Source organism: Caulobacter flavus (assembly GCF_003722335.1).
Taxonomy (GTDB): domain Bacteria; phylum Pseudomonadota; class Alphaproteobacteria; order Caulobacterales; family Caulobacteraceae; genus Caulobacter; species Caulobacter flavus.
The window spans coordinates 2,667,541-2,686,287 of sequence record NZ_CP026100.1 but is presented as its reverse complement, the minus strand read 5'-3'; the positions used below and the strand labels follow the sequence as shown (position 1 = coordinate 2,686,287).

Here is an 18,747-nt window from a genome sequence, read left to right as displayed (position 1 = left end):
GCATCGTGCCGGATATCCGTCGACAGCTCCTGGCGGCGTTCGACCTCGAACACCGCGAGCACCTCCAGGCGATCCGCCAGTCCCTCGCGACCGGCGGCGAGGCCGACACGCGCGAGATCTTCCGCCGCGCCCACAGCCTGAAGGGGGCCGCCCGGGCGGTCGACCTTCCGGCCGTCGAGGCGCAGGCCCACGCGCTGGAAAGCCTTTGCGCCGAGCTGATGGACGGCCAGCGGACGCTCGACGCCGACACGGTCGCGACACTGGAAGGCCTGCTCGACGCGGTCGAGGACGCCGCCACCGCCGCCTATGCGCCGCCCGCGCCGAAGCCGGCGACCGCCGCCGCCGCCCCGGCGACGGACGAGGCGGTCGAGTACGTCCGCATCGACGTCGAGGCGGTCGCTGGCCTGTCGCGCGCCATGCAGACCCTGTCGGGCGACGTGCTCGACCACGGGGCCATCGACGAGGACCTGCGCCGGGTGGCGGCCGACGCCCGCAAGCTGGAGCGCCGCTGGCGCGACGCGCGCGGCGCCGCCGCGCGGGCGCGGGAGGTCGAGCAGGGCCTCAAGGATCTTTCCCGCGCCATCAACGACCTGTCGGTGCGCCGGGTGCGGGCGGGCTGGGCGCTGGACCAGGGCCTGTCGGACCTGCGCGGCCGGGTCGAGGAGATCAGCCAGGCGCCGGCCGAGACCGTGTTCGGCGGCTTCGCCCCGATGGTCCGCGACATCGCCCGCGAGGCCGGCGTTTCCGTCGACGTGCGCGTCACCGGCCTGGAGACCCGCGCCGACCGCCGGGTGCTGCAGGCGCTGAAGGACCCGGTGATGCACCTGCTGCGCAACGCCGTCAGTCACGGCCGCGAGGCGCCCGAGGCCAGGGCGGCGGCCGGCAAGCCCGAACGCCTGACCGTGGCCATGACCGTCTCGGCCGCGTCGGGCCGGCTGCGGATCGACATCGCCGACGACGGCCCGGGGCCCGACCTCGTCAGGCTGGAGGCCGCCGCCGTCGACAAGGGGCTGATGTCGCCTCGCCCCGAAGGCGCCCCGGCCCCGACGCCCGAGGAACTGCTGGCCCACGCCTTCGCGCCCGGCGTCTCGACCGCGCAAGGGGTCGATCGCCTGGCCGGCCGCGGCATGGGCCTGTCGGTGGTGGCCGAGGCCGTCCGCAAGCTGCGCGGCGAACTGCGCCTGACCGCCGGCCGCCCCTGGGGCGCGCGGGTGGCCTTGTCGACCCCGCTGTCGGCGGCGCGCCAGTCGCTGCTGTTCGTCGACGTCCAGGGCCGCCAGGCCGCCCTGCCCTCGCTGGGCGTGCGCCGACTGTTGCGCCTGGACGCCACCGCGCTGGAAATGGTGGAAGGACACCCGGCCGCACGGATCGCCATCGACGGCGACGACGTTATCGTCCCCATGGTTCCGCTTTCCGCCCTGCTGTCCGGCGTCGCCGCCGAGGTTCCCGTCCACGCCGGCGCCGTTTCGGCGGTGCTGCTCAGCCACGGCCGTCGGCACGTGGCCCTGGCCGTCGACGCCCTGTGCGACGTGCGGTCGGCCATGGTCGAGGACCTGGACGCCGACGACCTGGACGCCGACCTGATCGCCGGCGCGGTGCAGATGGACGACCAGGCCCCGGCCCTGGCGCTGGATCCCGACGCCCTGGTGCGCCGCTGGCTGCGCGACCAGCGCCAGCTGGCCGCCGGCGGGCTGGGCTTCGCCGAAACCGCCGACGAGGCCGACGAGACGACCCGCACCATCCTGGTGGTCGACGACTCCATCACCACCCGGACGCTGGAGAAGAGCATCCTGGAGGCCCAGGGCTATCGCGTGCTGCTGGCCGTCGACGGCCTGGACGCCCTGAACCTGCTGCGCTCGGGCCAGGCGATGATCGACCTGGTCGTGGCCGACATCGAGATGCCGCGCATGGACGGCTTCTCGCTGCTGCAGGCGGTGAAGGCCGATGCGGCTCTGGCCTCGACGCCAGTGATCCTGATGACCTCGCGCGCCGACGCCGCCGACGTCCGCCGGGGCCTGGACCTCGGCGCCGAGGCCTACATCACCAAGCAGAAGTTCGACCAGCGCGAGCTGCTGGCCGCCATCGGGCAACTGCTGTGAAGGCGTCCGGCAAGCCCGTGCGGGTGATGATCGTCGAGGATTCCACGGTGGTGCGGGTCCTGCTGACCCACATCGTCGAGCGCGACCCGCGCCTGACCGTCTCCGCCGCCGTCGCCTCGGCCGAGGAGGCCCTGGCCTGCATCGGCCAGGTGAAGCCCGACGTGATCTCGATGGACATCCGCTTGCCCGGCATGGACGGACTGGAAGCCACGGCTCGGATCATGTCTGACCATCCGACGCCCATCGTGGTCATCGCCGACGCGGTCGAGGACGCCTCGCTGAAGATCTCGATGAACGCGCTGCGGGCCGGCGCCCTGACGGTGGTGGAAAAGCCCGTGGGCCTGGCCACCGACGGCTACGAGCGCCTGGCCGACACCATCTGCACGCAGCTGTTCATCATGAGCAGCGTGCCGGTGATCCGTCGCCGGGCCATCGGCGGCGGGGCGCGCGCGCCCCGCGAGGCCATGCCCCTCGCCACCAGCGCCGATTTCCAGGACCTGGGCTATCTGGCCCTGGCCGCCTCGACCGGCGGACCGCCGGCCCTGGCCCGGGTGCTCGACGCGCTGCCCGCCGACTTCCCCGCGCCCGTTCTGGTCGTCCAGCACATGGGCGCGGCTTTCATGGAAGGCTTCGCCGGCTGGCTGGACAGCCTGTCGCCGATCCGCGTCGCGGTGGCCCGGGACGGCGAGCTGGCGCTGCCGGGCCGCGCCTATGTCGCGCCCGGCGACCGTCACCTGACCCTGACGCCCGGCGGCGTGCTGCGCCTGTCGGGCGCGGCGCCCGTCAGCGGCCAGCGGCCCTCGGCCACGGTGCTCTTTCAGTCGCTGGCGCGATCGGTGGGTTCCAGGACCGTGGCGGCCCTGCTGACCGGCATGGGCGAAGACGGGGCCAAGGGCCTTTCCGAACTGCGCGCCGCGGGCGGCTTCACCATCGCCGAGCACGAGAGCAGCGCCGTCGTCTACGGCATGCCCGCCGCGGCCGTTAAGCTGGGCGCGGCGCGGGCCGTGTTGAGCCTCGACCTGATCGGCCCGCGCATCGCCCAGCTGGCCCGCCGCCGGGAGGACGCATGACCGCCTCCGTCCTGGTCGTCGAGGATTCCGAGACCCAGGCCCTGCGCCTGCGCGGCCTGCTGGAAGCCGAGGGCTTCTCGGTGGCCTGCGCGACGAGCGGCGAGGCGGCGCTGGAGCACCTGAACGCCCATCTGCCCGACCTGATCGTCGCCGACTTCCACCTGCCCGGCATGGACGGCCGCGAGCTGTCGCGCCAGATCCGCCTGAACGGCCGCACCCGGGCCCTGCCGGTGCTGATGCTGACCGGCGCGCGTGAGAGCGACCTGGAGCGTCAGGGGCTGGAGAGCGGCGCCGACGCCTATGTCGCCAAGTCGGCCGATCCCAAGGTGGTGATCGTGCGGCTGAAGGCGCTGCTGCGCCGGGCCAAGGCCGAGACCGCCGCGCCCAAGGCCTCCGAACCCTTCCGCCGCGCCCGGGTGCTGGTCGCCCATCCCAGCGCCACCCTGCGCCTGCGCCTGCGTCACCTGCTGGAGCACGACGGCTACGAGGTGGCCGCGCTGGAGCGTCTGGACCCCGACTGCGCGGCGCTGGACGGCGAACTCGACGGCGTGGTCGTCGGCGTGCGCGGCGGCGACCGCGACGACCTGGCCCTGCTGGCCGCCCTGGACGCCCGCCGCGCGCGGCTGGGCGCGCCGTTCCAGCTGTTGGCCTTCGGCGGCGAGGAGGCCGACCGCGACCTGCTGACCGACGCGCTGGAGGCCGGCGCCGACGACGTGGTGCCCGCCTCGGCCAACGACGAGGTGGTGCGCGCCCGGGTCCGCGCCCAGTTGCGCCGCAAGCTGATGGCCGACGAGGCGCGCCGCAGCGCCGGCGAGGCGCGCGCCCAGGAACTGGCGCTGGCGAGAGCCGAGGCCCGCGCCGCCGTCGCCGACGACCTGGCCAACGCCAACCGTCAGCTGAAGGACGCTCAGGGCCAGCTGGTCCAGGCCGCCAAGATGGCCTCGCTGGGCGAGCTGGTCGCCGGCATCGCCCACGAGATCAACAATCCCCTGGCCTTCCTGCTGGGCCACCAGGACACCGTCGAGCGCCTGATCGCCACGGCCGCCGACGAGACCCCCTCCCCCGGCCTCGACAAGGCCAAGGCCCGCCTGGCCTCGATGCGGGTGGGTATGAAGCGCATCCAGGACCTGGTCCTCAACCTGCGCAAGTTCTCGCGCCTGGACGAAGGCGACCGCCATGTTCTGGACGCCGCCGACTCCATCGAGACCGTCCTGGCCCTTCTCGCCCACAAGCTGGGCGACGGCATCGAGGTGCGCCGCGCCTACGCCGCCCGCAACACCCTGGAGGGCTCGCCCGCCCTGCTGAACCAGGTGGTGATGAACATCGTCGGCAACGCCGCCGACGCGCTGGGCGGCGCAAACGGGGGGCGGGGCGTGATCGGCATCTCCACGCGGGACGACGGCGGCGACTTCGTCATCGCGGTCGAGGATTCCGGCCCTGGCGTGCCGGCCGATCTGCGCGACCGCATCTTTGAGCCGTTCTTCACCACCAAGCCCGTCGGGGCCGGCACGGGCCTGGGCCTGGCCATCGCCTACAACGTGGTGCGCGCCCACGGCGGCGCGATCGCCGTCGACCAGGGCGAACTGGGCGGCGCGCGCTTCACCATCACCATCCCGCCCCCTGTCGTCGACGGAGATGCCCGATGAGCGTCCAAAGCGGAGAGCGTCCGACGATCCTGGTCGTCGACGACGAGCCCGACATCCTGGTCGCCCTGGAAGACCTGCTGGAAGACCGCTACCGCGTGCTGACCAGCAACGCCCCGGGCAAGGCCCTCGACATCCTGGCCCAGGAGCCGTCGGTCGCCCTGATCCTTTCGGACCAGCGGATGCCCGGCCTGACCGGCGACCAGTTCCTGGCCGCCGCCCGCTCGATCAGCGACGCCGACTCCATCCTGCTGACCGGCTATGCCGACCTGTCGGCCGTGGTCTCGGCCCTGAACCTGGGCGGCGTCAGCGGCTACGTCGCCAAGCCCTGGGAGCCCGAGGCCCTGCGCGCGGCCGTCGCCGCCGGGGTCGAGCGCACGCGCCTGCGCCGCGCCCTGCGCACCGAGCAGGCTCTGCTGCGCGGCTTGATGGACAGCATTCCCGCCGTCATCGCCTTCAAGGACGCGCAAGGCCGGGTGGTCCGCACCAACGCCTCCGACGCGCATCCCTTCGCCGACGCCCCCGAGGGCGCCGAGGCCCTCGCCGCGGGCCAGCCGGTCCAGGTCGTCACCGAGGAAGCCACCCTGGGCGGACCGGTCTGGACCGAACGCCAGTACGTGCCGCTGCGCGACGAGGCCGGGCACCTGCTGGTCATCGAGCGCGACGTCACCGACCAGAAGATGGCCGAGATCCGCCTGCGCCAGGCCGACAAGCTGCAGGCGCTGGGCACTCTGGCCGGCGGCGTTGCCCACGACTTCAACAACCTGCTGACCGCCATTCTGGGCAGCCTGGAGCTGGCCGGCCGCCGCCTGCCCGACGCCGACAAGGTGCGGCGCTATCTCGACAACGCCAGCCTGGCGGCCCGCAAGGGCGCGGCCCTGACCCACCGCCTGCTGGGCTTCAGCCGCCAGCAGGAAAGCCAGCCCAAGGTCGTCGACGTGGCCGACACCCTGATGGGCATGGACGCCATCCTGGTGCGCACCCTGGGCGGCGCGGTGCGCATCGCCTGGGACCTGCCCGCCGATCTGTGGCCGGCGCATGTCGAGCCCGACCAGCTGGAGCTGGCGGTGCTGAACCTGTCGGTCAACGCCCGCGACGCCATGCCGGGCGGCGGGGTGATCTCGATCAGCGCCCGCAACTTCGCCATGTCCGGCCCGACCGCCCGCCACGACCTGCCTGACGGCGACTACGTGCTGGTCACCGTGCGCGACACCGGCGAGGGCATCTCGCCGGAACTGATGGCCCGCATCTTCGAGCCGTTCTTCACCACCAAGCCGGTGGGCAAGGGCACGGGCCTGGGCCTTTCCATGGTCTACGGCTTCGCCCAGCGTTCGGGCGGGGCGATCGACATCGAGAGCCAGCCCGGCGAGGGTACCGCCGTGAACCTCTACCTGCCGCGCGGATCGGGCGACTGCGGCCCGGGCGAAGACTGCCCGCCCGTCGACGTAGCCCTCGACAAGCAGCCGTCGCGCAGCGTGCTGGTGGTCGACGACGACCCCACGGTGCGGGCGGTGACGGTGGCCATGGTGCGCGACCTCGGCCATCGGGTGATCGAGGCCGAGGACGGCGAGCAGGCGCTGCGGCGCGTGCGCGAGACTCGGCCCGACCTGATGATCGCCGACTTCGCCATGCCGGGCATGACGGGCCTGGAACTGGCCCGCGCGGCCCAGGACCTGGCGCCCGGGATCCGGGTCATCCTGGTCACCGGCCACGCCGACGTGACGCCCGAACGAACCGACCTATCGTTGGTGCGCAAACCCTTCGAGAACAGGGAACTGGCCGACCGCATCCGATCAGTCCTGGCCGACGCGTAAGTCGACAACCCAACAATGTTCGATTGAATCTCAAGCTTTCAGCTTGAGCATAGCCAAGCACATGCGCGTCGACCTGACGCAGCAATCCTGCCTTTTCATCGCCTTATCTGAATGGTTAACGACGCCCGTGGCACGGCGAACGCCCCACGACGCGAAACGATCCATAGGATGGCGAAATGCATTTTCCGGCGTTGAAGAAGCTTCCTCCCCAGGCGCGGATCGCCCTGGGTCTGACGGTGCTCTTCGCGCCGATGGCGGGTCTGGCGATGGAAAGCCCGCACGTGAACCGGTCGACGCCGCCCGCGGTGCGGACCTTGCTGAACAGGCTGGACGAGGCCCCGCCCCAGCCGGTGCGCATGGAGACCGTCTGGAAGGGCGCCGACGTCGACGGCGACGGCGCGTCCGACTTCGCCAACCCCACGGGCGCGGCCCCGCGCGAGCATGACGCCTTCGGGAACGGGGCCTTCGGCGCCCGTCGCGACGGCGGCTCGCGCCAGCACGAGGGCGTCGACTACGTCGCCGTCGCCGGCCAGGCCGCCAAGGCGCCGATGTCGGGCTACGTCACCAAGATTGGCTATGCCTACGCCGACGCGCCCGACCTGCGCTTCGTCGAGATCACCAACCCGGCCCTCGGCTACGTCGCCCGCGCCTTCTACGTCGATCCCGACGTCGAGGTCGGCCAGACCATCCGCCTGGGCCAGGTCATCGGCCACGTGGCCAGCCTGCAGAAGCACTATCCGGGCATCACCGACCACGTGCACCTGGAAGTCATCAAGCCCGGCGGCCGACGCATCAACGCCGCGGCGCTGATCCAGCCGAAGCTGGTCGCGGCGGCCTAGACCCCCTCCGGCCCTCCGGGCCACCTCCCCCAAAGGGGGATCGTTGCATAATGGGGTAAAACAAGAACGACTTTCCCCTTTTGATTCCGAACTGTTCTCGAACGGATTCTGGTCTGTTCTTCGACGTTCCGAATTTCGCAACAGTCCCCCAAAGGGGGAGGATCGATGAGCGCCGCGCCAGATGCTTCCCTCTGGGGGAGCTGTCGCGGAGCGACTGAGGGGGCCGCCGCAGGCGGCCTAGTTCTCGTCCGCGTAGATCGCCGTGCCCTTGCCCCTGGCGCTGGCCCAGCCGCGGTACATGCCCGAGCTGTTCATCGGGAAGGCGACCTCGCCCCTGGCGTTCATGGTGATCATGCCGCCGTCGCCGCCGATGTCGCCGATCGCCTTGATGGTGGCGTCGCCGGCGGTCTTGAGGTCCTCGCCCTTCCAGGCGATGCGGGCGCAGACCTGATGGGCGGCGCTGGTGCGGATGAAGTATTCGCCCGAGCCCGTGGCCGAGACCGCACAGACGCCGTCCTGGGCGTAGGTCCCCGCGCCGATGATGGGCGAATCCCCGATGCGGCCCCACTTCTTGCCGGTCATGCCGCCGGTCGAGGTCGCCGCCGCCAGGTGGCCCTTGGCGTCGATGGCGACCGCTCCGACCGTGCCGTAGAGGTGGGTGGGATCCAGGGCGGCCTTCTGCCTGGCGCGCCAGGCCTCCAGCTGCTTCCAGCGTTCTTCGGTGCGGAACCAAGACGGATCGACCTGCTCCAGACCCTGCTCGACCGAGAACTTGTCGGCGCCCTCGCGGGCCAGGATCACGTGCGGCGACTTCTCCATCACCGCCCGGGCCAGGCTGATCGGATGCTTGGTGCGGGTGACGCCCGCCACCGCGCCGGCCTTCAGCGTCGCGCCGTCCATGATCGAGGCGTCGAGCTCGTTCCTGCCGTCGGCGGTGAAGACCGCGCCCCTCCCGGCGTTGAACAGCGGATTGTCCTCCAGCACCTTCACCGCCGCTTCCACGGCGTCGAGGCTGGAGCCGCCCTTTTCGAGAACCGCCGAGCCGGCCTTCAGCGCTTCGTCCAGCCCGGCGCGATAGGCCTTGTCCTTCTCCGGCGACAGGTCGCCGCGATTGATCACCCCGGCGCCGCCATGGATTGCCAGAGACCAGTCGCCCGCGAAGGCGGGCGCGGCGGTCAGGGACGCGGCGAGCGCGGCGGCGGCGATGAGCTTGGACATGGAGCGGCCCTCTTCGGATTCGTCGCCGCCAAGGTGGACCGCCCTTCCCAGCAAAGCAAAGCCCCGGCGCTTGCGGCGCCGGGGCTTCACGATCGCAGGTGGAGATCGCCCTACTTGCGGGTCAGCACCACCGGCCGGCCATCATACTCGACGGTCAGGTCGGCCGCCGCGTCGAAGTCGGTCGGCCTGGCGCCCTTGCCGATGAAGCGGACCTTGAAGGTGCGCTTCTCGATCTGGCCCTTGAAGGTTCCCGAACGGGCGCCGATCGTCACCCGGCCGCTGGCGTCGTCATAGGAGATCGGCGTGCGGGCCCAGGCGCCGCGGGCATAGCCGTTGGACAGACCGTCGTCTTCGTAGAGCTCGTACTTGCCATCCTTGCCGGTGAACACCAGCAGGGTGATCGGCGCGTCGGGCTTTTCGCCGACATACTGCTGGACGACCGTGGTCGGCACGATGGCGCCGGCCTTCACGAACAGCGGCATGCGGGCCAGCGGCGCGTCGGCCTTGACCGTCTGGCCGCCCTTGAAGGCCTTGCCGGTCTCGAAGTCGTACCAGGTCCCGGCCGGCAGGTAGACGCCGCGCGAGCGGGCCTTGAACGCCGTCACGGGCGCCACCAGGAAGTCCTGGCCGAACAGATACTGGTCGTCGACGTTCCGGGCCTTGGAGTCGTTGGGGTAGTCCATCACCAGGCCGCGCATCATGCTGCCGTCGCGGTGATAGGTGTCGGCCGCCAGGGTGTAGACGTAGGGCATCAGCCGGTAGCGAAGCTCGTCGTACCAGGCCAGCGACTTGTAGACCTCGGTCCCCTCGTCGGCGAGTTCGTAGATCTCGCGGAACGGCAGTTCGCCGTGGCTGCGGAACAGCGGGCTGAAGGCGCCGAACTGGAACCAGCGCAGGTTCAGCTCCCTCCACTCTTCCAGGTGAGCGGGGTCCTTGCTCTCGTAGCGCTTCTCGACCGAGAAGCCGCCGATGTCGGTGGTCCAGTTGGGGATGCCCGACATCGACAGGTTCACGCCGGCCGAGATCTGGTCGCGGAAATCGTCCCAGCGCGCCACCACGTCGCCGCTCCACACCGCCGAGGCGTTGCGCTGCAACCCGCCGAAGCCCGAGCGGGTCAGGATAAAGGGGCGAACGTCCGGATTGTCCTTGATCTCGCCCTCGTAGACACCGCGCGTGTGCTCCAGGGCGTAGCTGTTGAAGTATTCCGCGCCCGGGCCCAGCGCCGTCGGGCTCATGCGCAGGGTGCGCTCGGCCACGTCGACGTTCGAGTGCAGGTCGGGCTCGGAGGCGTCCATCCACCAGGCGTCGACGCCGAAACCCTTCAGGTCGCGCTTGACCTGCTTCCAGTAGATGTCGCGGGCTTCCTGCGAATACGGGTCGTAGAACGAGTTCAGATAGCCGGGGCCGACCCAGTCAAGCGCGCCCTGCTCGATGTTGCGCTTGTACATGTGGCCCTTGGCGTCCAGCTCCTTGAAGTTGTCCGTTGTCGGATAGAACTTCGGCCAGATCGAGATCATGAAATGGGCGTTCATCCCATGGATGTCGTCGACCATCTTCTGCGGGCTGGGAAAGCGCGTCTCGTCGAACTTGTGCGTGCCCCACTCGGGATCTTTCCAGTAGCGCCAGTCCATGACGATGTTGTCGAGCGGCAGGCCGCGCTTGCGGTACTCCTTCACCACGCCGACGATCTGGTCCTGGGTCTCGTAGCGCTGGCGCGACTGCCAGAAGCCGTAGGCCCAGCGCGGCATCATCACCGCCGAACCGGTAAGATCGCGATAGCCCGACACCACCTGATCCAGGTCGTCGCCGCCGATGTAGTAGTAGTCGATGGCCTTGCCGACTTCCGAGGTCAGCTGCAGCGAATGGCGGTCCAGCGCCGGCATCGGGTCGTTGTGCAGCAGGCCGATATAGCCGTCGTCGGGCGTCCACTCGACGCGCACCTTGTGCTTCTTGCCCGGCGTCAGCTTGGCGTCGAAGTTGTGGTACCAGGGATTCCAGTTCTGCCGCCAGCGGTCGATCACCAGCTGGCCGTCCAGCCACACCTTGGCGTAGCCGCTGGAATAGAGCTTGAAATTGTGCTCGCCGGCCTTGTCGGTCTGGACGAAGCCCTCCCAGGTCACGGTCTGGCCCGGCAGGTTCTTCTTGTTGGCGTCCTGCAGCTCGGCCGGCCAGTTGGGCAGGTCCTTCAGGAAGCGGTAGTCGATGTCCTTCTCGACCCGCGTCACCTTCAGCTGGCCGTTCTGGTAGTATCTGGCCGTGAAGCCGCCGGCCTTGCCGTCGGCGTCGAAGATCTTCAGGTCGCGCGAGGCGACGTCGTAGGGGATCGGATTGCCGAAGCGGGTGATCGAGTTGTTGTCCCACAGCAGGCCGTAGCCCCTGGACGACAGCAGCATCGGCACGGCGACGGCGCGGTTGTACTGCAGCAGCTCCACGTCCTGGCCATTGTAGTTCATCTGGCCGTTCTGGTGCTGGCCAAGGCCATAGAAGGCCTCGTCCGTGCCCGGATTGAACTGCTGGCGGACGGCGTAGAAGTCCTGTCCCTCGACCTTGACCGGCGTGAAGACGCCGCGATCGCGCTCGGCCAGCACCTTGCGACCGGCGGCGTCGAGGAAGTCGACCGTGCCGTCCTTCAGCGAGACCTGCGCAGCGGCCTTGGCGGTCTTCAGCGTCAGCACCCCGCCCTTCTCGTCTACCGTGAAGCCGGTGGTGGCCGGCTTGGCCGTGACCATCAGGCTGGGCGGATTGTCGAAGGTCTGCGTCGGCGAGGCGGTGACGTGGATGATCCGCTCGCCCATCACCTGCAGCCGCACCTTCTTGGCCGGCCCGGAGGCGGGGCTGACGACCACGCCGTCGGCGGTCTTCTCGAACGATCCGTCGAGGGCGAAGGCGCTGGTCGAGGCCAGCAGGGCCAGGGCGAGGCCGGCGGCCAGGCCGCGTCCCCGATAGATGCTGCGCATGTCGTTCTTCTTCCCTGTTCTCGTTGTTCTTCGTTGTTGGCTTTGAGGGACGGCCGGCGACCTAGTATGTCGCCAGCTTCACCTTCAGGATCTGCGGCAAGGTGGTCAGGTTCAGGCCGTAGTCGACCTGGTCGCCGTTCCACAGGCGGTCGAACACCCACTGCCCCTTGTCGTCGAAATGACCCTCCTCGACCCGCGAGACCATGAACCGCTCGCCCTTGGCCGAGCCGAAGGTCAGGCGGGCGCGGTAGCCGGTGATCAGGAACTCGTTGGGCGACAGCTGGGCGATCAGGGCGCCGGCGTCGGGAATTTCACGGTCGGGCTGCTTCTCGGCCTTGGCCATCCACGGGGCCTCGATCGAGCCGAACTGCCACTCGCCGTAGGTGACCCGCACGTTCCAGCGGCCGCCCAGGTCGATGGTCTCGGGCTTGCCGCCCTCCTGCTCGCCCACGCCCCAGACCTTGCCCTCGTAGGACAGGCGGGCCCATTCGCGCGCCATCGGCGAGAGCAGGCGGTAGTGGACGGCGAAGTTCTCGATCGCCTTGGCGTCGATGGTCTTGGCCCCCAGCGGGTAGTTGGAATAGCCGGTGTAGTCGATGCCGAACGGCGCGAAGCCGATGCCCTGATGGCCCAGCACGTCGTAGATGTAGCGGGCGTAGGCCTTGTCGCTGCCGATCTCGGGCACGAACAGGGCGTTGTCGGGACGGCCGTACTGTTCGAGCGTCTTCCGGACCTTCTCGCTCTCGCGCATGTAGATGTCGGGAGCCAGGGCGTCGATCGACGGCGCGGCGGCCTTCCAGACGTCGAGCACGTTCCAGGTTGGGCCGCCCGACGAATAGGTGAACGGGTCCTGGTCGTTGAAGGGGTCGCGCAGGGCGGCGTTGACGTACATCGGCAGCGGCAGCACCTGCTTGCCGGCGGCGGCGATCTCGTCGACGTAGCGGCCGATCGACCAGGCGTAGAAGAACTCGTCGGCGTCCTTGCCGAACACCTGCTTCCAGGTCCCCGGCTTCTTGTTCATGGCCTTGAGCAGGTCCTTGGGAACCGGGCCGTCGAAGATCTTCTGGGCGGTCGGCGAGAAGTCGCGGATGGCGCTGTAGGCCCCGACCTCGTTCTCGGGCTGGACCATGATCACGGTGTGGTCCGGATCGTTGGCCTTGATGAAGCGCATCAGCTCGACGAAGGCCTTCTTGTCGGCCTCGAGCGTGGCGCGGAAGTGCGGCGACAGCGAGTTCTTGACCTCGCCCTTGCCGTTGATCAGGCGCGGGAAGCGCTTGTCGTCGAGCTTGACCCACTCGGGCGCGTACTGCGGGCCGTTGTTCTTCCAGGTGGCGAACCACAGGATGACCAGCTTGGTGTCGTTCTCGCGAGCCTGCTTGAGCAGCAGGTCGAGATAGCTGAAGTCGAACTTGCCCTCGACCGGCTCGATCTGTTCCCAGGCGATCGGGATCTCCAGGGTGTTGGCGTGCATGGCCTTCACGGCCGGCCACACCTTGGGCATCTGCGAGGGATAGTTGGCGGCGTTGTTGGCCTGCACGCCCAGCATCAGGAACGGCTTGCCGTCGACCATCAGGGCGTGCTTGCCGTCCTTTGTCACCAGCTTGGGCAAAGGCGCTTGCGCGAAGGACGGCGCGGCGACGGCCAGGCTGAGGATCGCGCCCAGGGCCGCGAAGCCATGCCGGCTCCACTTGGGCTTGCGGTGAGACGTCACGCGAGAACCTCCATGCTGGCGAACCGGTCGGGACCTATGCCTGCATCGATCGCCGGATATGGGAAGTAAGCGCTGTCAATGTGGATGGACATTCCCTCGCCTCCTCCCGTTCCCTGCGGTCGCGCGAGAGACTTCAGCCCCGCCAACTCGTTACCGCTACCATTCTTATAAATAGGACAATTAGCCGAGGCGGGCGCGATTGCAACCGCTTTTCACGGCGCGCCAATGCCGGGCTCAAGCCGGCAAACCTTTGTAACAATTGCGGAAAAGGCAAAAAAAATCCGCGCATCGCCCGCAGGAGGCGATGCGCGGTTGAAAAGACTCGCGCGAGACCGGGGAGGTGGTTCGCGCGGCGCGCTGGCGAACCTCGCGAGAGGATCGCACGGCCGGACAGTCGCTTTCGCGACCCCGGCGCCACGTCCGATATGTATAATCATACAAATGAACACGCAAGGGACTTGATAGCGTTGTCAGCCCATTTTTTGCGTGACCGCGGTTATCCGCGGCAACGCCGACCGCGAAGCGCGCCTCGCATGGGCATGGCGCCGGCGAACTGGACACCCCCTCCCCGCTCAGCCCAGCGGCGGCGCGGCGCAATGGCGGGCGATGAAGGCCTCCTGGGTCGGCATCGTCTGGGCCGTGTGCCGGATCAGGGCCCGGCGATGGTCCATCAGGCCGCGCAGCTCGGCCTCGGGAATCCGGTCGGCGAGCGGATCATAGGCCTCGGGCACGACGCCCAGGCCGTTGTAGATGGCGATCCAGCTGGGCCGCCCGAAGCCGTCGCCCTCGTGGATCGCCACGTGGCCGCGCGCCCTGTAGAGCGCGATCTTGGCCTGGAGACTGTCGGGCAGCGCCACCTCGCGCACCTGCCGCCACATCGGCTCGTCACGCTGGTTGATGCAGTAGTGCAGGATGATGAAGTCGCGGATGCGCTCGTACTCGAGGGCCGAGACGCGGTTGAACTCGTCGGCCAGCAGGGGGTCGCAGCGACGGTCGGGGAAGAATTCCAGCAGCCGCGAGATGCCGTTCTGGATCAGGCTGATCGAGGTGGATTCCAGCGGCTCGAGGAAGCCGCCCGACAGGCCGACGGCCACGACGTTGCGATCCCAGAACTTGCGGCGCCGGCCGGCCAGGAACCGCAGCGGCCGCGGATCATCCAGCGCCTCGCCGTCCAGGTTGTCCATCAGGGTGCGGGCGGCGCGCTCGTCGTCGACGAAGGCGCTGGAATAGACGTAGCCGTTGCCGATGCGGTGCTGCAGCGGGATCCGCCACTGCCAGCCGGCCGCGCGCGCCGTGGACCGGGTGTAGGGCGTCAGGCCGTCGCCGCCCAGCCTGCACGGCACGGCCAGGGCGCGGTCGCAGGGCAGCCACCGCGACCAGTCCTCGAAGCCGGCCTTCAGGGTTCCCTCGATCAGCAGGGCGCGGAAGCCCGAGCAGTCGACGAAGAGGTCGCCTTCGATCCGGCGCCCGTCGTCCAGCACCACCGCCTCGACGAAGCCGTCCTGGCCGCGCAGGGCGACGTCGACGATCTTGCCCTCGGTGCGCGTCACGCCCCTGGCCTGCGCGTAGCGGCGCAGGAAGGCCGCATAGAGCCCGGCGTCGAAGTGATAGGCATAGGCGTAGTCGTGCAGCGGCGAGCGCGGATCCGGGCTCGGCGGAATGAAGCGGTTCAGCGCCGCCGCGGCGGTGGGCAACGACCAGTCCTCCAGGCCGCTGGGATCGCCCAGCGCCTTCAGGCGCCGCCACAGCTGGTGGGCCTGGACGGCCTCGTGGTCGGCGCCGAAGTCGCCGAAGCCGTGGAAGTAGCGATGGCCGACCCGGCCCCAGTCGCGGAAGTCGATGCCCAGCTTGAAGCTGGCCTGGGTGGCGCGGATGAACTCGACCTCGTCCAGGCCCAGGGTCTGGTTGAAGTTGCGGATGGTCGGGATGGTGGCCTCGCCGACGCCGACCGTGCCGATGGCCTCGGATTCGACGACCTCGACCGCCACCGCGTCGCTGACCAGCAGCCGGCTGAACGCCGCCGCCGCCATCCAGCCGGCGGTGCCGCCGCCTACGACCACGACCTTGCGGATGCGCTGATCCATCACGTCCCTCCCCGGGGCTCTTTAACGCCGCCCCACAAACACGAAAGCCCTCCGACGGCCCCGACCAGCATGTGGTCCGGATCGTCGGAGGGCCCTCGTTCAGTCCAAGTCAGATCAGCTTAGAAGCTGGCGCGCAACGCCACGGCGACGCGACGGTCGGTCTCCACCCAGTTGTAGGGGGCGACGCGGTCGGGGTTGCCGACCTCGAGCACGGTGCGTTCCTTGAGGATGTTGGTCGCCTGCACGCCGATCTTGTACTGCTTGTTGATGCTGTAGAAGATCGAACCGTCCAGCTGGCCGTAGTCACGCGACCAGACCGGGGCGTTGACGTTGGCCGCCGAGCTGGTCAGCAGGTAGCGCTGGCGCCAGTTGTAGGCCAGGCGCGCCGAGACGCCGTACTTCTCGTACATCACGGCCACGTTGTAGCTGCGCGACGACATGCCTTCGAGCGGCAGGGCGGCGTTGTCGGCGCCCCCCGTCTGGTTGGTGTCGTCGACGTCGACGGCGGTGTTGCGGCCGCCTTCGTTGTCGATGAACGTGTAGTTGGCCTGCACGCCCAGACCCGACAGCGCGCCCGGCAGGAAGTCGTAGAACTGCTGGTAGCCGATCTCGAAGCCCTGAACGGTGCCCTTGTCACCGTTATAGTAACGCATGACGTCGAAGTCGAAGGTCTGGCCGTTCGAAGTGTAGCGCTCGGTGGCCGTGTCGGTGAAGATGTAGTCCTTGATGTTCTTGCGGAAGACCGCGAACGTCAGGCTGCCCGTCGGGGCGAAGTACCATTCGGCGCTGAGGTCGAACTGGTCCGACTTGATCGGGCGCAGGTTCGGGTTGCCGCCGGTGCCGTTGGCGCCGTTGTAGATCGAGGTCGTGCCCGAGGTCGTGAAGTCGAAGCCCAGCGCCGTGTAGGGCTGCAGCTGCGACAGGGTCGGGCGGACGATGGCCTTCGAGGCGGCGAAGCGCACCTGCAGCTGCGGCGTGACGTGCAGGCGCAGGTTCAGGCTGGGCAGCACGTCGGTGTAGTCGGACTTGGTGCTGCCGGTGATGATCGTGCCGCCGGCGGCGAAGGCCTTGGCGGCCGCGCAGGTGGCGTTGGTCAGTTCATCGCAGGTCGGCGACGAGGGCACGATGCTGCCGCCGTCGGCCGAGGCCTCGGTCTTGACCACGCGGACGCCGATGTTGCCGTCTAGCGGCATGTTCGAGCCGAACAGGCCGTCCGAACCGAAGCGCAGCAGGCCGTAGCCGGCGTAGGTCTTTTCGTTCTGGGTGTTGTTGTTGGCGTCCAGGAAGCTGGTCACCGGCGACCAGCCCCAGCCGGCCGTCTCGGTGTGCTTGAGCAGGTCGTAGGCGTGCTGCGAGCCGTTGGTCACCACGTCCGCGGTGGGGAACCAGGCCACGCCCGGAACGCGCACGTCGCCGCCGAAGAAGTTCTTGAAGGTGTACAGCTCGGTCAGGTTCGCCGTCTTGCTTTCGGTCAGGTAGACCGGCGTGCCGCCGCCCCAGTACTGGGCGCTCAGCAGGCTCCAGTTCCAGCCGGACTCGCGGGTCTCGAAGTCCTTGTCCGTGGCGCGGACGCCGAAGCGGAAGCTCTTGAGCCAGCCGTCTTCCGGGAACTCGTAGGTCACGTCCAGGCGGGCGGCCTTTTCGGAGGCTTCGCTCTGGTCGATGTGATCCATCGCCGCGCCCCAGTAGTACTGGTCCTTGACGTAGGTGTTGTTGGCGCCGATCGTCGTGACCGTAGGCACGCTGGTGCCCAGGTTCCAGTTGACGTCCGGCAGGTCGCCGTCGACGCCGGCGATGTCCTGCAGCTGGGTGAAGACGGTCAGGCTCGAGGTCTTCGAGGTCGACTTCACGTACTGCAGGTCGCCCGAGACGGTCAGGGCGTCGTTGACGTACCACTTGCCGTTCAGGGCGATGTCGCCCGTCTTCTTGTGGCCTTCGCCGGCGCGGGTGTCGGCGGTGTACTGGGCGTCATAGACGGTGCCGCCGGTGAACACGCCGGCCGAGTTGTAGGTATAGCCGTTGGCGTTCGCCTGGTTCATCGTGTTTTCGACGAGGGCGGCGCGCTCCAGGTCCTTGGGATCGGCCTTGGAGCCCATGGCCTGCAGGCTGAACTCGAACTTGTCGTTCGGACGCCACTGGGCGGCGAAGGCCAGCGACTGGCGCTTCTGCTCCCAGTCGACCGAACGCCAGCCCATGGCCTTGGGCACGTAGACGGTCTTGCCGTTCACGGTCATCGGGTCGTAGCGGTCGACCGAGATGCTGTTGGTGCGGTTGCCGACGCTGCCGTAGCTGTAGGCGATCAGGGCGCCGAACTCGCCGAACTTGGTGTCCCAGCGGTCGCTGGCGATCACGTTGCCCGAATAGTAGCCCTTCTTCTGCAGTTCGCCGTAGTTGTAGTCGCCCGAGAAGGCCAGCAGGTGGCCCTTCTGGTCGAACGGCAGGCGGGTGCGCAGGTTCACGGTGCCGCCGATGCCGCCTTCGATCATGTCCGACGACGGGTTCTTGTAGACGTCGACGCCGGCCAGCAGGTCGGCCGACACGTCCTCGAAGCTCAGGCCGCGGCCGTTCTTGGCCGAGAAGATGTCACGGCCGTTGGTTTCCGAACGCACCCACGACAGGCCGCGAATGGCCACGCCGCCGCCTTCCGCGGCCATCCGGGCCGGGTCGCGCGCTTCGTTGGTGCGTTGCAGGGTGATGCCCGAGATGCGCTGCAGGGCTTCGGAGACCGAGCGGTCCGGCAGGGCGCCGATGTCGACCGCGGTGATCGAGTCGACGATCACTTCGGCGTTCTGCTTGATCTTCTGCGCGGACTGGATCTGGGCGCGCTGGCCGGTGACAACGACCTCTTCGACGGTCGTGTCGGCGGGCGCCTGGGCGCCTTGCGCCAGCGCTGTCAACGGAGCCACGGCGCAAAGCGCCAGAGCCGAAGCGCCGAACATGAAACGATGTGAGCTATGAAGGCGTCGCATGCCTGTTTCCTTCCCCCGTGAGTTAATCCGCCCCGGCGCTCTCATCGGCGCCGGTGACGTGCGGAACGACGAATGCCCGCACAATCTAATTGGTAGCTATAGTCATATAATTATGGTCATCAAGATAAAATTGATAGCGCTATCATTTCCACGAATGGCCGCGCCTTTTCGGTCACAGCGCCCCCTTGTCATCCCTAAACTCCTAGGTGAAACAATGGTCTGACCACACCTGCAGGAGGCTGGACCACCCTGCGGTTTGCACCGGTCATTATTATATTATAAATGCCTTGCGACCCGGCTTGGAGCCTCCCGCCGGGCGCGCGTTTAGGGACGAACATGACGC

At 68.8% G+C, this 18,747-nt stretch carries 10 protein-coding genes; 5 read left to right on the top strand and 5 right to left on the bottom strand.

Annotation, left to right across the window (positions count from 1 at the left end):
• Window positions 1–5 precede the first annotated feature (5 nt).
• From C1707_RS12365 to C1707_RS12345, 5 genes are all read left to right on the top strand, one after another.
• A complete protein-coding gene (locus tag C1707_RS12365; RefSeq protein ID WP_101712629.1) occupies window positions 6–2,099 on the top strand; it encodes a hybrid sensor histidine kinase/response regulator in 2,094 nt (697 codons plus the stop codon).
• Window positions 2,096–3,169 carry a chemotaxis-specific protein-glutamate methyltransferase CheB gene (cheB, locus tag C1707_RS12360; protein WP_205686839.1) on the top strand — a complete coding sequence of 358 codons (1,074 nt, stop codon included), beginning with the start codon at window positions 2,096–2,098 and terminating at the stop codon, window positions 3,167–3,169. The genes C1707_RS12365 and cheB overlap by 4 nt, the downstream gene beginning before the upstream one ends.
• Entirely contained in the window at window positions 3,166–4,815 is a 1,650-nt protein-coding gene (locus C1707_RS12355; RefSeq protein WP_101712628.1) for a response regulator, read from the top strand. Before cheB ends, C1707_RS12355 begins: the two co-directional genes overlap by 4 nt.
• Window positions 4,812–6,626, top strand: coding sequence for a response regulator (locus C1707_RS12350; protein ID WP_101712627.1), 1,815 nt, complete (start codon window positions 4,812–4,814; stop codon window positions 6,624–6,626). The genes C1707_RS12355 and C1707_RS12350 overlap by 4 nt, the downstream gene beginning before the upstream one ends.
• A gap of 176 nt (window positions 6,627–6,802) precedes the next feature.
• Complete coding sequence (locus tag C1707_RS12345) at window positions 6,803–7,465, top strand: M23 family metallopeptidase (protein WP_101712626.1); 663 nt, start codon at window positions 6,803–6,805, stop codon at window positions 7,463–7,465.
• A gap of 237 nt (window positions 7,466–7,702) precedes the next feature.
• On the opposite strand, the gene C1707_RS12340 is transcribed toward C1707_RS12345, so the two are convergent.
• The 5 genes from C1707_RS12340 to C1707_RS12320 all read right to left on the bottom strand — a co-directional run bounded on the left by C1707_RS12340 (window position 7,703) and on the right by C1707_RS12320 (window position 18,341).
• Window positions 7,703–8,683: an isoaspartyl peptidase/L-asparaginase family protein gene (locus C1707_RS12340; RefSeq protein WP_101712678.1), complete on the bottom strand. Its 981-nt coding sequence runs from the start codon at window positions 8,681–8,683 to the stop codon at window positions 7,703–7,705.
• A 110-nt stretch (window positions 8,684–8,793) separates the two neighbouring features.
• Window positions 8,794–11,640 carry a TIM-barrel domain-containing protein gene (locus C1707_RS12335; protein ID WP_101712625.1) on the bottom strand — a complete coding sequence of 949 codons (2,847 nt, stop codon included), beginning with the start codon at window positions 11,638–11,640 and terminating at the stop codon, window positions 8,794–8,796.
• A gap of 61 nt (window positions 11,641–11,701) precedes the next feature.
• On the bottom strand, window positions 11,702–13,351 hold the full coding sequence (locus C1707_RS12330) for a DUF5597 domain-containing protein (RefSeq protein ID WP_101712624.1): 1,650 nt from the start codon (window positions 13,349–13,351) through the stop codon (window positions 11,702–11,704).
• Between the two features lie 572 nt (window positions 13,352–13,923).
• On the bottom strand, window positions 13,924–15,435 hold the full coding sequence (locus C1707_RS12325; RefSeq protein ID WP_101712623.1) for a tryptophan halogenase family protein: 1,512 nt from the start codon (window positions 15,433–15,435) through the stop codon (window positions 13,924–13,926).
• A gap of 119 nt (window positions 15,436–15,554) precedes the next feature.
• The gene (locus tag C1707_RS12320; protein ID WP_240633922.1) at window positions 15,555–18,341 is read right to left on the bottom strand and encodes a TonB-dependent receptor; all 2,787 of its coding nucleotides are present in this window, start codon (window positions 18,339–18,341) and stop codon (window positions 15,555–15,557) included.
• Between the last annotated feature and the right edge of the window lie 406 nt (window positions 18,342–18,747).